Source organism: Streptomyces phaeochromogenes (genome assembly GCF_001418655.1).
GTDB classification, from domain to species: domain Bacteria; phylum Actinomycetota; class Actinomycetes; order Streptomycetales; family Streptomycetaceae; genus Streptomyces; species Streptomyces phaeochromogenes.
The window spans coordinates 1-16,959 of sequence record NZ_LIQZ01000049.1 but is presented as its reverse complement, the minus strand read 5'-3'; the positions used below and the strand labels follow the sequence as shown (position 1 = coordinate 16,959).

15 protein-coding genes are annotated in these 16,959 nt (G+C 71.4%); 12 read left to right on the top strand and 3 right to left on the bottom strand.

Translation table 11 applies throughout. From position 1 onward, the window contains the following. Positions 1 to 45 precede the first annotated feature (45 nt). From AOK17_RS07290 to AOK17_RS07280, 3 genes are all read left to right on the top strand, one after another. Complete coding sequence (locus AOK17_RS07290; protein ID WP_055611501.1) at positions 46 to 1,887, top strand: hypothetical protein; 1,842 nt, start codon at positions 46 to 48, stop codon at positions 1,885 to 1,887. Positions 1,888 to 1,913: 26 nt separating this feature from the next. Then, the gene (locus AOK17_RS07285; protein WP_055611500.1) at positions 1,914 to 2,327 is read left to right on the top strand and encodes a hypothetical protein; all 414 of its coding nucleotides are present in this window, start codon (positions 1,914 to 1,916) and stop codon (positions 2,325 to 2,327) included. A 73-nt stretch (positions 2,328 to 2,400) separates the two neighbouring features. After that, positions 2,401 to 3,195: a hypothetical protein gene (locus AOK17_RS07280; protein ID WP_055611499.1), complete on the top strand. Its 795-nt coding sequence runs from the start codon at positions 2,401 to 2,403 to the stop codon at positions 3,193 to 3,195. A 25-nt stretch (positions 3,196 to 3,220) separates the two neighbouring features. On the opposite strand, the gene AOK17_RS07275 is transcribed toward AOK17_RS07280, so the two are convergent. Together AOK17_RS07275 and AOK17_RS07270 are read right to left on the bottom strand one after the other, a co-directional pair. Beyond that, positions 3,221 to 4,690 (bottom strand): FAD-binding protein, encoded by a 1,470-nt coding sequence (locus AOK17_RS07275; protein ID WP_055611498.1) that lies wholly within the window; start codon positions 4,688 to 4,690, stop codon positions 3,221 to 3,223. A 159-nt stretch (positions 4,691 to 4,849) separates the two neighbouring features. Next, positions 4,850 to 5,860 carry a LacI family DNA-binding transcriptional regulator gene (locus AOK17_RS07270; RefSeq protein ID WP_055611497.1) on the bottom strand — a complete coding sequence of 337 codons (1,011 nt, stop codon included), beginning with the start codon at positions 5,858 to 5,860 and terminating at the stop codon, positions 4,850 to 4,852. Positions 5,861 to 6,003: 143 nt separating this feature from the next. Here AOK17_RS07270 and AOK17_RS07265 point away from each other — a divergent pair, with 143 nt between their 5' ends. Beyond that, positions 6,004 to 7,158, top strand: a complete 1,155-nt coding sequence (locus AOK17_RS07265; protein ID WP_055611496.1) for a Gfo/Idh/MocA family protein — start codon at positions 6,004 to 6,006, stop codon at positions 7,156 to 7,158. Positions 7,159 to 7,192: 34 nt separating this feature from the next. On the opposite strand, the gene AOK17_RS07260 is transcribed toward AOK17_RS07265, so the two are convergent. Next, the gene (locus AOK17_RS07260) at positions 7,193 to 8,620 is read right to left on the bottom strand and encodes a carotenoid oxygenase family protein (RefSeq protein ID WP_107102320.1); all 1,428 of its coding nucleotides are present in this window, start codon (positions 8,618 to 8,620) and stop codon (positions 7,193 to 7,195) included. Between the two features lie 84 nt (positions 8,621 to 8,704). Between AOK17_RS07260 and AOK17_RS07255 the strand changes: the two genes are divergently transcribed. From AOK17_RS07255 to AOK17_RS07220, 8 genes are all read left to right on the top strand, one after another. Next, complete coding sequence (locus AOK17_RS07255) at positions 8,705 to 9,220, top strand: PadR family transcriptional regulator (protein ID WP_055611494.1); 516 nt, start codon at positions 8,705 to 8,707, stop codon at positions 9,218 to 9,220. Between the two features lie 67 nt (positions 9,221 to 9,287). Next, positions 9,288 to 9,671 (top strand): cupin domain-containing protein, encoded by a 384-nt coding sequence (locus tag AOK17_RS07250; protein WP_055611493.1) that lies wholly within the window; start codon positions 9,288 to 9,290, stop codon positions 9,669 to 9,671. Positions 9,672 to 9,683: 12 nt separating this feature from the next. Beyond that, the gene (locus AOK17_RS07245; protein ID WP_055611492.1) at positions 9,684 to 10,448 is read left to right on the top strand and encodes a formylglycine-generating enzyme family protein; all 765 of its coding nucleotides are present in this window, start codon (positions 9,684 to 9,686) and stop codon (positions 10,446 to 10,448) included. A 166-nt stretch (positions 10,449 to 10,614) separates the two neighbouring features. Further along, positions 10,615 to 11,217: a hypothetical protein gene (locus tag AOK17_RS07240; protein WP_055611491.1), complete on the top strand. Its 603-nt coding sequence runs from the start codon at positions 10,615 to 10,617 to the stop codon at positions 11,215 to 11,217. Between the two features lie 76 nt (positions 11,218 to 11,293). Next, entirely contained in the window at positions 11,294 to 13,957 is a 2,664-nt protein-coding gene (locus AOK17_RS07235) for a tetratricopeptide repeat protein (protein WP_055611490.1), read from the top strand. Positions 13,958 to 14,021: 64 nt separating this feature from the next. Further along, positions 14,022 to 15,425, top strand: coding sequence for a Si-specific NAD(P)(+) transhydrogenase (sthA, locus tag AOK17_RS07230; protein ID WP_055611489.1), 1,404 nt, complete (start codon positions 14,022 to 14,024; stop codon positions 15,423 to 15,425). 153 nt (positions 15,426 to 15,578) lie between these two features. Next, the gene (locus tag AOK17_RS07225; protein ID WP_055611488.1) at positions 15,579 to 16,199 is read left to right on the top strand and encodes an L-threonylcarbamoyladenylate synthase; all 621 of its coding nucleotides are present in this window, start codon (positions 15,579 to 15,581) and stop codon (positions 16,197 to 16,199) included. 217 nt (positions 16,200 to 16,416) lie between these two features. After that, positions 16,417 to 16,959: sulfite exporter TauE/SafE family protein (locus AOK17_RS07220; RefSeq protein WP_055611518.1), on the top strand; the 543-nt coding region annotated here is incomplete at its 3' end.

Sequence of the window (16,959 nt, the reverse complement as noted above, 5' to 3'; positions counted from 1 at the left end):
GTCCACTAGCTTCCTTCCCCTGACACCAGGGGACATAGGAGCGACGTGGCCGGAGTGAGCCTCCCGGAACATCCGTACAGCCGCACGGAGGCGACCCGGCTGTTGTGCGCCGGCGTCTATCAGGACGCCGGCTTCCGACGCCGGGTCATCGATGAACTCGTCGACCACCAGGAGCGGCCCGTGGCCCCTCCGCTGGGGGTCGACGTCCTGCCCGTGCTGGCGCATGCCGTGCGTGTCACCCGGCAAGAGGCGCGCACGGCAGGGCTGATGCTCGTCGCCTGGCTCGGCTTCTTCCTGTCCGACGTCGTGATGTTCTGGGACCGCCTCGCCGACAGCTGGGGCGACGGGGCCGAGGTCGGCTTCGGCGACGTGTTCACGGCGTTCTACACCGGCGACGAGAAGCTCACGGCCGGAATGCCCCTGCCGTGGTTCCAGTTCTACGCGTTCGTCACCCTCGGCCTCTGGTTCGCCCATGCCGTGAGGACGCAGAGCTCCGAGGGGCGTCAGGCGGGTCTCCCCGACCCGGTGGCCAAGGCGGCCCAGGGCTTCGGCCGCACGGTGACGTGGTGTGCGGCGATGTTCGCCCTCTTCTACTGGTACTGGTACGTGGCCGGGGTGCTCCAAGGCACCGTACAGACGCCGTATCCGCTGCTGTTCCCGCTGCTCATCGCGTTGATCGCATGGTGGCACCAGGCCACTCAGCGCCGGTCCCTGTGCCGCTGGCTGTCGCGCTGGACCTTCCAGAAGACGACTCAACCGGCCCTGCCGGCAGGGCCGTTGTACGAGGATCTGCTCGCCAACATCGAGCGCGAGCAGAAGGCCGCCCTGACGCTCTACGAATCGGACAGCCCCTTCGTCGGAATGGGCACACGGCGTCGGGCCTGGTCCTTCGCGATGGAACTGCGCAAGCGCTCCGGGCCGCCGACCGGGTCCGCCGCCCCGGCCGACGCCACCACGAACGGGGCCCTGATCCCGCAGCAGGACAAGGGACCGCTCACCGCCGAGCGCGCACTCGCCATGATCGAGCCCCAGTTGCTGCGACTGCGCGACTCGGCCGCACGCACCGGGAAGGACCGGCTCCGCGAACTGGAGATCGACCGGTTCGTCTATCTGCCGGGCGGTGTCGGCCGTGACGAGGAACTGCACGTCGGCGGCAGCCCGGACGCGAGCGCCACGGCGGCGGGCGGAGCCGGCCGGGACGGTCTGACGGTTTACGACCCCGTCCAGGTCGCCGCCCACTTGAAGGAAGCCGTCGACGAGGGCGGCGAGGGGCGGCGCGTGTTCCTGCGTGTCCGCATCGGCGCCTGGCACGAACAGGTCGTGGTGACGGTCCTGGTCCGCGTCCACACCCAGGGCGGCATGCTCGTACTGGAGGTCTCGCCGTACGTACTCGGCCCGGTCCGCAAGGACTTCAGGAACGTGGACGCTCTGGTGGACCAGCTGCCCGAGGGCTGGGCGCGCGGCGCGGTGCGTGCCCTCGGCCACGGTCCCGCGACCGGTGTCAGCGCGGGCATCAGCGCCCTCAAGACCGTCTCCAGGGAGCTCAGCACCGGCTGGTCCACCCGTGAACCGGCCCCCGACGTGCCCCGGGTCTCGCTGCGTCAGCTGACGTCGACCTCCGGGCTTTCGCCCTATCAGGAGATGGACGTCACCCGGTACATCAAGACCGTCGAGGAGCGCATCGTGAACGGCGTGCGCCAGGCGCTCCACACCCACGGCTACCAGACCGAGCAGTTCGAGCAGCACGTCTACCAGGTCAGCGGTGGCAGCGTCTTCGTCCAGGCGATGTCCGGCGGCTCCGTCGCCACCGGCCCCCACGGCAGCGCCACCTCCCACAACGCCGCCCCCGCACCGGCGCACGGCACACCGAGCACCGACCCCAGCTAGGCACCGGACCCCAAGGACCCCAGCACATGAGCGACACAGGACACCCCACCCCCGGCCGGCCGACGCAGGACGGCGGTGCCGGCAGCGTGCACATCGGCTCCATGAGCGGCGGCTCGATCGCCACCGGCAGCCACGGCAGCGCGTACTCCGTCAACCAGACGGCGGCGGAGCCGGACCCCCGGCACGCGGAACTGCTCCAGGCGATTCGAGCCCTCCGCGACGCCCTGCCCGCGCGGGAGCGAAGCGCCGAGGACACCACCCTCGACGGTGAACTGGCCGACGCCGAGGCGGAGATCACGCGCACCGGAGCCGCCGGGCCGGAACGCCTCACCCGCCTGCTGACGGGCGTACGCGGCTGGCTGGGATCGCAGGCCGCTGCCGTCGGAGCCGTCGCCTCGGCGACAGCCGTCGTCCAGGGCATCGCCCAACTCCTCGGATGACCGACGCGATGACGACGGACGGCGGCAGGCAGCCGATGACGGGCACGGGACGGCGACACGGAGGGCCGCGGCGATGAGGGTGTTCGACACCGAGCGGCAGGAGTGGGGCGGTTCCCGGCGCGAACGCCTCTTCCACACCGACCAGTACCTGGACGTGCCGCGGCAGAAGACCGTCCGGCAGCAGACGGGGATCGTACTCGCGGTCGCCGGGCTCGCCTTCGGCATCTGGGCACTGGCCTGGAAGGACGAGCCGGAACCGTACAAGGAACCCGCCGCCACCGGGCAGGAGTCCTCGGAGACGACCTCGGGCGGGACCGGCGACGGCGTCCCTTCGGAGGGTTCGCCCTCGCAGGACACCACCTTCGAGTCGTCGACGGCCCTCCCCGAGGACTACGAGTCCTTCCAGGACGTCGCGGGGTATCGGGTGGCGCTGCCGAAGGGCTGGGAGCGCAAGAGCCGGTCGTCGCAGTACGGCATCGACATCGTCGACTACCGCAGTCCGGACGGCACCCGACGGCTTCAGGTGTTCCAGGTGATGGAGACCTCCCCGTACTCCTCGCTGCAGACCGCGCAGATCGAGGCCGAGAAGCTCGACGGCTACGAACCGATCGCCATGGAGGAGGTCCCGAGCGCCGTGGGGCAGGCGGCCGAGCACGAGTACCGCGCCGACGAGATCGCGGGCGAGCTGGGCGGCGGCGGCACCCGGCACGTCATCGACCATCGCTTCGAGGCAACGGACGGCGAACGGTACGCACTCGTCGCGTACGGCTCCGAGGCAGACGGGACCGAGGACGAACGGGAGCTCGTGGACACGGCCCTGCTCTGGTTCTGCCCGCCGGGTACGCAGTGCGACGACCCGGTCGGCTGACCGGGTCGTCGGCCGACCGGCCCGGTCAGAAGATTCCCTGTCCGGGGACGAGGTTCCCGCGCGGGTCGTACGTCTTCCGCGCGGCGGCGAACCGGGGCCAGGCGGACCCGAAGTGCCGTCGCCAGTCGGCCCGTTCGAAGGGCACGGAACCGACCGGGTACTGGGTGCCGCCGGCCGCGCGGACGAGGTCGTACGCGGACCGGTTGGCCGCCAGCAGTCGCCGGACCGACGCCGTGTCGTCGGGAGGAGTGGTCCGCAGGATCGCGAAGAGGTAGGGCACGGGGTCGTCGGGCATGCGCAGCAGCGGGGTTTTCAGGTGCTCGCGCACCAGCGGGTACAGCAGCACCACGCCGCCCGGACCCACGTCGTCCGGGGTGAGCGCGTCCAGGAGCCGGCCTGTCACCTCGGCAACCCTCCGGCCGGGCACGAGAAGGTTGAGCCATGGATGGGCGTACGCCCACAGCCCGGCTTCCTTGAGTGCGGCGACGGCCGGGGCGAGCCGGTCGAGGAAGGTGTAGTACGGCATGTCGGTGATCTCGGCGCCGGACGGGTCGTGCCGCAGACCCCGTAGGAGCGCGGTGTCGTCGGGAACGTCTCCCGCGGGAGGACCATAGGCGACGGCCTCGATGACGTACCCGCGGAAGGCACCCGTGGCATCCGGAACGATCTGCCCCTCGACGTAGGAGAACCGTCGGTCGCCGACGAGCAGGCGCTGGTCCTCCACGAAGGTCCGCAGATCGTCGTACGGCAGGAGGTAGTGGCGTACGGTCTCGGGCGCGCGGACCAGTCGTACGGTCGCACCGACGACCACGGCGCACTGGCCGAGGCCGGCGAGTACGGCGAGGAACAGGTCGCGGTGGCGGGTCGGGGAGCAGCGCAGCAACTCCCCTGCGCCGGTGACGACTTCGAGCTCCAGGACGTTGTCGACCTGCGCGCCGTGGCGGTGGGTCTGGCCGCCGAGGCCGCCGACGGACAGTGTTCCGCCGACGGAGAGTTCGAGGTAGTCGGTGAAGACGGGTGGGGTCAGGCCGTGGACGAGGGTGGCCTTGGCGACGTCGCTCCACTTCGCGCCCGCGCCGACCCGGACGCCGGCGCTGCCGGGTCCGAGGGGATGGATGGCGTCGAGCGGAGTGGTCTCGACGACCAGGCCGCCGGAGACCTGTGCCTGGCCGTTCGTGGCGTGGCCCTGTCCGCGCGGGGCGACCGGGATTCCGCGCCTGTCGCAGAACCGCACCATCGCCACGACGTCCGCGACGGAGCCCGGCCGCAGTACAGCGGCCGGGCGGCGGTGCACGATGTGGCCGAAGTCGTCGGCGGCGGCGCTCAGCGAGGCCTCGTCGGTGTGGAGGGTCCCGTCCAGGTCGGGGATGCCGTGCAGTGGCCGGTCGGAGGGGGCCACCGCCCAGCTCCGGGTGAAGGGGTCGAAGCCGATCACCGCGGTTCCTGCGGCGGCCAGGCCACGCAGCACGGAACGTCGGGGCGGTCTGCGGGACATGCGCTCCTCCAGGGAAGGACACGGTGAACCGGTCAGAAACCGCCCACTCTAGAGCCGTTGGCGCACGAGGACACGGCCCCGCGCCGGTGCTCCCCGGGCTTCGTTCGGGTCGGGCGTCCATCCGCGTCGCCCGCCGTCGGTGCTCGTGGCGTACGCGACTCAGGCGCGGGTCTCGCGCGGCGCGGCCGTCGTGCCCCGTACCTCCAGCACGGGTGTGCTGAGGACGACCTCGGCGGGACGGGCGGGGTCGGCGATCCGGTCGAGCAGGCACTGTGCGGCACGGCGGCCGACGTCGTGGCCGGCGCTGTCCACGGTGGTGAGCCACAGGTGGCGCAGGCGCGCGAGGTAGGTGTTGTCGTAGCCGACGAGGGAGAGGTCGTGCGGCACGCGGAGGCCGAGTTCCTCGGCGGCCGACAGGGCGCCGACACAGGCGATGTCGTTGAAGGCGAAGACGGCGGTGGGCCGTTCGCCGGCACTCAGCAGCCGGACCGTGGCCCGGTAGCCGCCCTCCTCGGTCAGGTCGCCCTGTTCCACGACGGCCGTGTCGGCCAGTCCGTGTTCGCGCATGACCGTCTCGAAGCTTCGGCGGCGCAGTTCGCCGACCATGCCCTGTCCCGCGATGTGGGCGATGCGCCGGTGGCCGAGGGCGATGAGGTGCTCGGTGGCGAGCCGGGCGCCGAGCTGGTCGTCGTTGGCGACGAGGTCGACATGCGGCAGTACGGGTTCGCGGGCGCCGGCGACGACGGTGGGCACCCGCGTCGCGGCTGTGCGCAGCGCCTCGGGGCCCGGCAGCGTGCCGACCGCGATCAGGCCGTCGACCCGCAGGTCCGTGAAGGCGCGGGTGAGGTCCTCGCCCAGGCGCAGGTTGAGGTGGCCGTCGGCGAGGAGCATGCGCAGGCCGTGGGCGTGCAGCAGGGAGTTGAGGCCGTCGAGCAGTTCCACGAACCAGGGGTTGCGCATGTCGTTGAGGAGCACACCGACCGTGCGGGTGCGTCGCTCGCTGAGGCTGCGTGCGGCGGCGTTGGGCCGGTAGCCGAGCTCCTCGACGGCGGCCAGCACGGCCTGCCGCTTCTCGGGGCGCACCTGGTCGGATCCGCGCAGCACGAGCGAGACCAGGGATTTCGACACTCCGGCCCGTTCGGCGACGTCACGGATCGTCGGTGGTCTCATGAAATGGACCGTTCCATAAGGATCGATGGCTTGTCAAAGGGTTCCGACGAGGCTCTGAGGGGCTTGACACGTGCGGGAACGGGCCTTCAGTGTGAACCGGAAGAGTTCTGGACCGGTCCAAAGAAGTCCGAAGAAGGGCAGTCATGGTGAGTACGCTCGGCGTCGCCGTCGTGGGGTTCGGCTGGATGGGGCGGGTGCACACCCAGGCGTACGCCCGTGTGCCGCACCACTTCCCCCAGCTGCCCGTGCGGCCCGAACTGGTCGCCGTGGCCGACGAGGTGCCCGGCCGGGCCGAGGAGGCCGCCGGGCAGTACGGCTTCGCGACGGCGGCCCGGGACTGGCGCGAGGTCGCCGCCGACCCCCGGGTCCAGGCGGTGAGCATCGCCGCCCCGAACTTCCTGCACCGCGAGATCGGCGTCGCGATGGCCGAGGCGGGCAAGCACATCTGGATCGAGAAGCCGGTCGGTCTCACCGCCGAGGACGCGCGGGCCGTGGCCGGCGCCGTCACGAAGGCGGGCGTGCAGGGCACGGTCGGCTTCAACTACCGCAACGCGCCTGCCGTGGCGGCGGCCCGCGAACTGATCGCCGCCGGCGAGATCGGCACGGTCACACACGTCCGTATCCGCCTCTTCAGTGACTACGCAGCCCACCCCGAGGGCGCGCTGACCTGGCGGTACGAGCGTGAGCGCGGCGGCAGCGGGGTGCTGGGCGACCTCGCCTCGCACGGTGTGGACCTGGCCCGCTTCCTGCTCGGCGAGATCGCGTCCCTGGCCGCCGACACGGCCGTCTTCGTCCCCGAGCGCGCCCGCCCCACCGGCGCCACCGCGGGCCACACCCGCTCGACGGGCGGCGAACTGGGCCCGGTGGAGAACGAGGACTACGTGTCCTGCCTGCTGCGCTTCGCCTCCGGCGCCCGCGGTGTCCTGGAGGCCTGCCGGGTCTCGGTCGGCGAGCAGAACAACTACGGCTTCGAGATCCACGGCACCAAGGGCGCGGTCTCCTGGGACTTCCGCCGCATGGGCGAGCTGGCCGTCAGCCGGGGCACGTCGTACCAGGACCAGCCGGTCAGCACGCTGTACGTGGGCCCCGGGCACGGTGAGTACGCGGCCTTCCAGCCGGGCTCGGCCAACAGCATGGGCTACGACGACCTCAAGGTCATCGAGGCCTACAACTTCCTGCGCTCGATCGCCGAGGGCACGGCGTACGGCGCCACGGTCGAGGACGCCGTCCACAGCGCGGCAGCCCTGGACGCGATGTCCCGCTCCGCGGAGAGCGGGACCTGGGCGAGTCCCGCGTAAGGCCCGAAACTCGCGTGGGGACCGAGGCCCGTACCTACGACGCGTGCCGGGTGAACAGCCCGTGGAAGCCGAAGGGGATGGCGTGCGGCACGTCCGCGCGCGCCAGCACCTCGTACGTGCGGGCGTCCAGCACGAGCAGGAACGACGAGCCCCGCGCCGAGTCGAGGACCACCGACAGCACGACGCCGTCGTCCTCGCCCTCCGCGCCGGGCGCGGCCGTCGGTGCCGCCACGAAGACCGGCTCGCCCGGATAGCAGCCCTCCTCGGACCACTTCAGCGCGTGCCCCGTCGTCACGTCGACCTTCACGAGCTGGTTGAGGAAGTCGTCACCGCTGCGGTCGCGGGCGCCCACACCGTACGCGTAGCGGTAGTCGACGCCGTTGTGCCGCTCGTACGCGATGCGCGGCAGCTCCAGTGACTCCTCGGACAGCCGCCGCACCTCGACGTCGCCGGTGCCGAGGCCGATGCGGTAGCGGGTGGGCAGCGCGAACGGAACCGCGTCGCCCGCGCGCAGTCGGTCCAGGTACAGCGTGTCGATGATGGAGGCGTCCTCGTACGAGCACATGTCGAGGACGATGTCGTCGCCGTCGTCGAAGGCGTTGATGTGGTGGAACGCGAAGAACGCCGGCCCCTCGTACACACCGCGCACCGAGCCGTCGCGCAGGTCCATGACCGTGAAGCGGGTGCCGCGCTCCGGCCCCCAGCGGTAGTTCTCGATGAACGGCCGGCCGCTGAGCACGATGCTCATCGGGTTCACCACGAGCGGGAACTCCGCGAGGACCGCGTACCGGCGCGTGATCGCGAAGCTGTGCATGTAGGAGGGGCGGGCGATCCGACGGCTGCCGATCAGCTCGCGGGCCGTGCCCGTGGCCTTCTGCCGGTAGACGCGGTACTCGCTGGTGCGCGAGAAGTGCAGCAGGTAGTTGACCAGGTCGCCGGTGGTGGGGTCCTGATGCGGGTGGGCCGTGGTCAGCTGGCCGCTCAACTCGTCCTCGTAGCCGACCACTCCCGCGGTCGCGAGCGTGTCCCGGTCGAAGGCGACCGGTATCGGCGTCTCGGTCAGCGCGACGAAGCGGTCGCCGAAGCGGGTGATGTTGACGTTCGCGTTCAGGGTGGGCCTGCGCGAGAAGCGGGTGAAGAAACGGGCGAACAGTGAGCGGCACGGGTCGGTCGCGAACTCGGGGTAGGCGATCGTCCCCGACTCGACGGCGCGTCGGGAGGCGGTGTCGAGGAACCTGTTGGCGTAGGAGACCTTCCCGCCGTCGATGGTGAAACGGTGCAGCATCGCCTGTCCGTCGAACCAGTGCCGCAGGGAGCGCTCCCCCGCGTCGTAGCGCGCGGGGCCGTTGCGCAGCAGGCTCCCCTCCAGCCAGCCGGGCAGCGCCCCTTTGACCGGAAGCTCTGCGACTTCGGCCTCGTCGTGCAGCCCCTGAAACCCGGCCGCGAAACCCGGTGTACTCATGGTCGCCTCCCGACATGCCACAGTGGACTGTGCTCTTCATTTCATGGCACACCGTCCACAGTGGAATGTCAAGGGGAGAACGGAATGGCCGACCTCAACCCCACCGCGGCTTCGCTGCTCGGTTTCCTGCACGGCGGGGAAGCCAGCGGGTACGAGCTGGTGCACACCGCCGAGCAGCTCATCGGCGACTTCTGGACCCTCACCCGGAGCCAGGTCTACCGCGAGCTCGCGGCCCTCGCCGGCCGCGGGCTCGTCGAGGCGGGGCCTGCGGGTCCCCGGTCGCGGCAGCCCTACCGGCTGACCGACGAGGGCCGGGCCGCCTTCGCCGCGTGGCTCGCCGAGCCGCCGGGCTCCGAGCAGATCCGCTACCCGCTGCTGCTCACCATCGCCTTCGGCTCCGCGCTGGACCGGGACCGGCTGACGGAGTTCATCGACGGGCACCGCGCGGACCACGAGAAGCGGCTCGCGGACTACCGGGAGAGGGTGGCCGCGGGCGCCCCCGACCGCTTCACGGAGGCCACGCTGGCCTTCGGCATCCGCTACGAGGAGGCGGTGCTGGCCTGGATGGACGAGCTGCCCGCGATCCTGGACGGACGGTAGGGCTTCGGCCCGCCCGAACCACCCTCGGCACGGCACCGGACGCGGGCAACTGCTAGCGTCCGGGCGCGTGAACGACAGTGTGTATGTGGGAAACGCGGGCAAGGACGCGGCGCTGGACCGGGGCTGGTTGCTCGGGCACTTCAAGGACGCCGACGATCCGCGCCACAGCGAGGCCCTGGAGATCAAGTGGGGCATGCACCCCAAGGGCGACGAGCGGGCGCAGTGGGTCGAGGGCGAGGAACGAACGGCCCTCCAGGTCCTGGTGAGCGGCCGGTTCCGCGTGGAGTTCCCCGGCCGCAGCGTCACGTTGCAACAGCAGGGTGACTACGTGGTGTGGGGGCCCGGAGTCGACCACTCGTGGTTCGCGGAGGAGGAGTCGGTCGTGCTGACCGTCCGCTGGCCGTCCGTGCCCGGCTACGCGGTCCCGGAGACGGACCACGACCCTCAGTAGGATCGACAGCTCATGGACACGAGCACGGTGAACGAGATGATCGCTGTCCCGCCGGGGCAGGTCACGCTGTCGGACCGGCGGACGCAACGCAGTTGGCAGGTCGACCTCGCGCCCTACCGGCTCGGGGCGTTCCCGGTCACGCAGGCGCTGTACGCACAGGTCACGGGTGCGCGGCCGAGCAACGCCGAGGGCGACCGGCTGCCCGTCGAGGGCGTGTCCTGGTGGGACGCGGTCCGGTTCTGCAACTCCCTGTCCCGGCATGAGGGGTTGACCCCTGCCTACCTCCTCCACGCCGACTCCGAAGGCGTGGAAGGGCTGGCCGGGACGGACGGGGTGGCCACGACGGACGGCGTCGAGTGGGACACGGCCGCGGACGGGTACCGGCTGCCCACCGAGGCCGAGTGGGAGCACGCCTGCCGCGCCGGAACGACCGGGCCCCGCTACGGGCCGCTCGACGACATCGCCTGGTACCGCGGCAACTCGGACGAGCGCATCCACGACGTGGGCGGCAAGCAGCCCAACCCCTGGGGCCTGCACGACATGCTCGGCAACGTCTGGGACTGGTGCTGGGACGTCTACGACGCCGAGGTCTACGGGACCTACCGGGTCCTGCGCGGCGGCGGCTGGTTCGACGAGCACTGGAGCTGCCGGGCCTCCGCACGGCGCCGCAGCCACCCCAGTTACCAGGTCGACGACGTGGGGTTCCGCGTCGCGCGGAGCTCAACGCGTCCTCCACACCAGGGCGACCGCACCTCACACAACGTTCACATTTGTTGACGCAGCGCATTGGGTTGCACCAAGATCTTCAACGGATCAGTGATCGCGCCCTCGGCGAGGAGCGCGAATTCCCCCATGTCCCGCCCGTGTTGACCGCGGCCCGCCAGGCCGCGCCGCCACCGGCAGCCGGGGCCTCCCCCACGCCTTTCATCTCAAGGAGTCTGTCTTGCTGCGCCACAATTCCGCGCTGCGCGCCGTCGCGCCCGTCGCCGTCCTCGCGCTCACCCTCAGCGCCTGCGGCGGTGGCGACGACGCCGGCACGGACGCGAAGAAGTCCTCCCAGCCCAAGGCCACCGCTTCGCAGTCCAAGGCGGCTTCCGGGGGCGAGCTGGCCACCGGCGAGAGCGCCACGGGGAAGGTCGAGGAGGAGGACGGCAAGGTCACGTACGAGATCACCGCCCAGAAGGTCGATCTCGGAACCGAGGCCGAGGCCGAGAAGCTGGTCCAGGACAAGGCCGACGCCAAGGGCATGGCCCTCGCGGTCGCCCATGTGAAGTACACCCACAAGGCGGGCCCGGCCCTCACGAGCGACTCCGACGCGGGCGACGGCACCACCATCTGGGCGGACGGACAGCGCGGCACCCTGCTCCTCGGCTCCGCCGACGACGCCCCCGGCTGCGAGGACCCGTACGACGTCACGAGCTGGAAGTCCGGCGAGAGCCACGTCTTCTGCGAGTCGTACCTGGTCCCCTCGAACGCGAAGTCCCTCGAGGTGCACTGGTCGGAGGAGGACGGCGAGCCGTACATCTGGAAGTTCCCCAACGAGTAGGCGGAACGCCCGCGGCATGGCTACACCGGCCCCCGAGCGGGAAAAGGAGGGTCAACAGCCGCACGGGGGTGGTGTCATGGCGTGGCGGACGGGGTGGTTCGCGTCGGCGGCGGCCGGGGTGGTGCGCCTGGTGGCGGCCTTGGCCCGGCCGGTGCTCGTGGCGGTTCTCGGGCCGCCCGGTGCTGCCGTCGCAGGGCCCGCGGGGGCCGTGACCGCATCGGGCGGGCAGGCGTTGGACCGGGTCGCGGCGCGGCAGCAGGCGTTACCCGGGCTGCTGAGGATCTCGCGGCGGGGGCGGGTGCCGACCGTGGCCGACGCGCGGGATCCGATCTGGCTCGGCGTGCATCCTGCACCGCCGGGCGGTGGTGGGGCGGCGGGTCTCGGCCGGGTGCCCGCGTTCATCGACCGGGACACGATGCCGCAGGTGGAGGCCGCGCTCAGTGCGGGTGAGGGGTTCGTCCTGCTGGTCGGCGAGTCGACGGCGGGCAAGTCGCGGCTCGCGTACGAGGTGATGCGCAAGCATTTCGCCAAGTACCACCTCATCGTGCCCGACAGCCGGGAGTCGGCCGTTCCCCTGGTCGACCTCGTCGTGCGGACGCGCCGGGCTGTCGTGTGGCTCGACGAGCTTGACGTCTTTCTGGGGGTCGGCGGGCTGACCGCGGGTCATGTGCAGCGGATGCTGGGCTCCGAGGACTCCCGTGTGGTGATCCTGGCGACGATGAGCGCCCAGCAGCACGGCAAGTTCGGGGCCAGGTCGGGGGCCGACAACGAGCCCGGGTTCGACGTCCTGCGCAGCGGCCGTGAGGTGATCCGGCTGGCCACGACGGTGCGGGTCGACCGTACGTGGAGCGCGGCCGAGATCGCCCGTGCCGAGCGGCACACCGAGGACCCCCGGATCAGGGCGGCGGTCAAGGGCGCCGGCCGGGACGGGCACGGGGTGGCCGAATACCTGGCCGCCGCACCGCAGTTGCTGGACGAGTGGCACAACGCCTGGTCGCCCGGCACCCATCCGCGCGCCGCGGCGCTGGTGACGGCCGCCGCGGACGCCCGCCGTACGGGCTTCCACCAGCCGCTGCCGCAGGAGGTCCTGCGCCGGCTGCACGAGGTGTATCTGGAGCGGCGCGGCGGGACCGCTCTGCGGCCGGAGCCCTGGGAGGAGGCGCTGACCTGGGCGACGGAACCCCTGCACGCCACCTCCAGCCTGCTGCTGCCGCACGACGGGGACCGCTTCCAGGCCTTCGACTACCTCCACCACACCCTCGACGAGCAGGTCCCGCCGCCGCGTATCCCGGACACCGTCTGGGAGACCCTCATCGGCCACGCGAACGCCGCGGGAGCACTCGACATCGGCACCACCGCCTACCAGCGCGGCGACCTCTCGCACGCCATGGCCGCGTTCGAGAAGGCGGGCCTGGGCCGCGGACGGCTGCCCCGCCAGTGGTACGCGACCTGTGTGGGCGAGGCCGGCAACCCGGCGCGGGCCGTCGAGCTGTACGGGGAGCTGGTGACCGAGTCGACGGACGAACTGGGCCCGGACGCCCGCGAGTCACTGGAGAACCGCAACGCCTATGCCCGGTACGTCGGCATGGCCGGCCACCCCGCCGAAGCGGCGGACCTGCTGCGGGACGTCGTCGCCGACCGCGCACGGGTGCTGGGTGCCGGGCACTCCCACACTCTCAACAGCCGCAACAACCTTGCACTGTTCCTCGGTGAGTCCGGCCGGATCGGCCCGGCGCTGGCCGAGTTCGAGGCGGTGCTCGCCGACCGCACCCGGCTGCTGGGCGCCGACCATCCGCACACCCTCAGCACCCGCTACGGGCGCGCCTATTTGCTGGGCGACGCGGGCCGCCCCGCGCATGCGGCCCGGCTCTTCGAGAGCCTGGTCGCCGACCGCACTCGTACGCAGGGCCCGTACCACCCGTACACGCTCAACAACCGGCGCCACCATGCCCACTTCCTGGGTGAGGCCGGGCACGCGGCGCAGGCGGCCGAGCTGTTCGAGGAGCTGATCCGGGACTGCCTCCAGGTCCTCGACCCGGACCATCCCGACACCGTCGCGGCACGTCATGGGCACGCACGCTTCCTCGGCGAGTCCGGGGACCCCGCCAGGGCGGCGGCGCTGCTCACCGCGCTGCTGGCCGACGCGAACGGGGACGGCGCACGGGACGGTGGAACGCACGGCTCCCGCAGCCCGGTCGCCCTGGTGTGGCGGCGCTACCGGGCGTTCTTCACCGGGGAGGCGGGCGATCCCGACCAGGCCGCCCGGCTGCTCGACGAGCTGCTCACCGACAGCCTCGCCGTACTGGACGACGGCCACCCGCATCTGTTCGCGATCCGCGCCGCCCACGCCCGCAGCACGAGCCGCCGCGGCCGGACGCGGGAAGCCGCGGAGCTGTACGAGCGCCTGGTCGACGACTGCCGGTCCGCGCTCGGCGACGACCACCCGCACACGCTCGCCGCCCGCAGCGGTCACGCGCGCGGCCTTGGCGCCGTCGGCCGCGCCGCGGAAGCCGCCGACCTGCTGGAGATCCTCGTACAGGACCGCACCCGGATCCTCGGCGACGACCACCCCGCCACCCTCGGCAGCCGAAACGCCCACGCCCGCTGTGTCGGTGAGGCGGGCGACCGGGCGCGCGCCGCACGGCTGCTGCGGCAGATACTCCAGGACCGTGTCCGGCACCTCGGCGAGGAGCACTCCTGGACCCTGCGCACCCGGCAGGAGCTCGCCGGATTCCAGTGAGCGGGAAGAACCGACACCCGTTCACCCTTTCGGGCGAGAGCCTCGGCCTGACAGACTCCGGAGGGTGCGCGACTTCGACTTGCTCGTCATCGGATCCGGCCCGGGCGGCCAGAAGGCCGCCATCGCCGCGGCCAAGCTCGGCCGCCGGGTCGCCGTCGTCGACCGCCCCGACATGGTCGGTGGGGTCTCCATCCATACCGGGACCATCCCCTCGAAAACATTGCGCGAGGCGGTCCTCTATCTCACCGGTCTCACCCAGCGCGATCTGTACGGCCAGAGTTACCGTCTGAAGGAGGACATCACCGTCGCCGACCTGACCGCGCGCACCTCGCACGTGGTCAGCCGTGAGGTCGACGTCATCCGCAACCAACTCTCCCGCAACCACGTCTCGCTCTTCGCCGGCACCGGCCGCTTCGTCGACGACCACACCGTCGCCCTGCGCGAAGTGACCGGTCACGACCGGATGTTGAGCGCCGACAACATCGTCATCGCCACCGGCACCCGCCCGGCCAGGCCCGCGACCGTCGAGTTCGACGAGCGGACGATCCTGGACTCCGACAACGTTCTCAACCTGGAGCAGGTACCGCGCTCCATGGTCATCGTCGGGGCCGGCGTGATCGGCATGGAGTACGCCTCCATGTTCGCCGCCCTCGGCAGCAAGATCACCGTGGTCGAACAGCGGCCCGGGATGCTCGACTTCTGCGACGTCGAGGTGATCGAGTCGCTCAAGTACCACCTGCGGGACCTCGCGGTCACGTTCCGCTTCGGCGAGACCGTCGCCGCGGTCGAAAAGCACCCCAAGGGCACGCTCACCATCCTGGAGAGCGGCAAGAAGATCCCCGCCGACTCCGTCATGTACTCCGCCGGCCGGCAGGGGCTCACCGACGAGCTCGACCTGGACAAGGCGGGGCTGTCCGCCGACCGGCGCGGGCGGATCACGGTCGACGAGCACTACCGCACCGAGGTGCCGCACATCTACGCCGTCGGCGACGTCATCGGCTTCCCGGCGCTGGCCGCGACCTCGATGGAGCAGGGGCGTACGGCGGCGTACCACGCGTGCGGTGAACCGGTGAACCGGATGCACGACCTCCAGCCGATCGGCATCTACACCATCCCGGAGATCAGTTTCATCGGGAAGACCGAGGACCAACTCACCGAGGACTGCGTGCCGTTCGAGGTGGGCATCTCCCGCTACCGCGAACTGGCCCGGGGCCAGATCATCGGCGACTCGCACGGCATGCTCAAGCTGCTGGTCTCCCCCGAGACCCGCAAGCTGCTCGGCGTGCACTGCTTCGGCACGGGCGCCACCGAGCTCATCCACATCGGGCAGTCGGTGATGGGCTGCGGCGGAACCGTCGACTACCTGGTCGACGCCGTCTTCAACTACCCGACGCTCGCCGAGTCGTACAAGGTGGCCGCCCTGGACGCGACCAACAAGATCCGGCAGATCGACCGCCTCAGGGACTGACGGCCCGCCACGCCGAACCCGCTCGCGGCGCTGGTGGGCCCAGCCCACCAGCGCCGCGCGGACACCCACCCCGGACTCCGCGTAGGACCTCCTCACCGGACCTCCGCACGGGGCCTGCGTCGGCCGCGAGGGCCGAGAGCATAAGCTCGGCACGTGGCCAAGTACTTCGACGTTCATCCCGAGAATCCTCAGCAGCGGACGATCAGCCAGGTCGCCGACTCCATCCGCGCGGGCGCGCTCGTCGTGTACCCCACGGACTCCTGCTTCGCGCTGGGCTGTCAGCTGGGCAGCCGTGACGGCATCGACCGGATCCGTTCGATCCGCCGGCTCGACGACCGGCACCACTTCACCCTGGTGTGCCAGAACTTCGCGCAGCTCGGCCAGTTCGTGCAGGTCGACAACGACGTGTTCCGCGCGATCAAGGCATCGACCCCCGGCAGCTACACGTTCATCCTGCCCGCGACGAGGGAGGTGCCGCGCAAGCTGCTCCACCCGAAGAAGAAGACGGTCGGGGTCCGTATTCCCGACCACGTGGTCGCCCAGGCGCTGCTCGCCGAGCTCGGCGAGCCCCTCCTGTCCAGCACCCTGCTCCTGCCCGACGAGGAGGAGCCGATGACCCAGGGCTGGGAGATCAAGGAACAGCTCGACCACGTCGTCGACGCGGTGATCGACTCCGGGGACTGCGGCACCGAGCCGACCACGGTCATCGACTTCTCCAGCGGCGAGGCCGAGATCGTGCGCAAGGGAGCGGGCGACACGGCACGGTTCGAGTGATACGCCGCTCGGCGGTCCGGCCGGTGGCAGAGCCGCGCTGTGCGGCGGCGCACGGCCGGGCCGGGGGCCTGGTGGGAACAGCCGGGACACTTCGGCGTGGGCCGAAGCGTTCGCCGCATAGCGTCGGCTCCATGAACGTCTCCCGGCGCCTCGTCCGCCGTACTGCTTCTGCCGTCCGGCCGACCACGGGCAGCGATCACGCCGGGCGGGTCACCGCGTGACTCCGCTGGAGGGTCTCGCCGTGTTCGCCGCCGGGGTGGGCGCGGGCGGCATCAACACCGCGGTCGGCTCGGGGACGCTCATCACCTTTCCGGTTCTGCTGGCCACCGGCCTGCCGCCCGTCACCGCCACGGTCTCCAACGCGCTGGGGCTGATCCCGGGCAACATCAGCGGGGCCTTCGGCTACCGGGAGGAACTGCGCGGCCAGCGCCGGCGCATCCTGAAACTGGGCGTCGGCGCCCTGCTGGGTGGCCTGACGGGCGCCACGCTCCTGCTGGCCCTCCCGGCGACGGCGTTCGAGCGGATCGTGCCGGTGATGGTGGGGCTCGCGCTCGTTCTGGTCGCGTTCCAGCCGCTGATCGGCAAGTTCCTGCGTGGCCGCCGCGCACGGACCGGAGTCCCGGCCCGCAGCGACGGCGACCCTCTGCTGTTCACCGGCATGACCCTGGCCAGCGTCTACGGCGGCTACTTCGCCGCCGCGCAGGGAATCATCTACGTGGCGGTGATGGGGACGTTCCTGGACGAGTCGCTGCAGCGACTC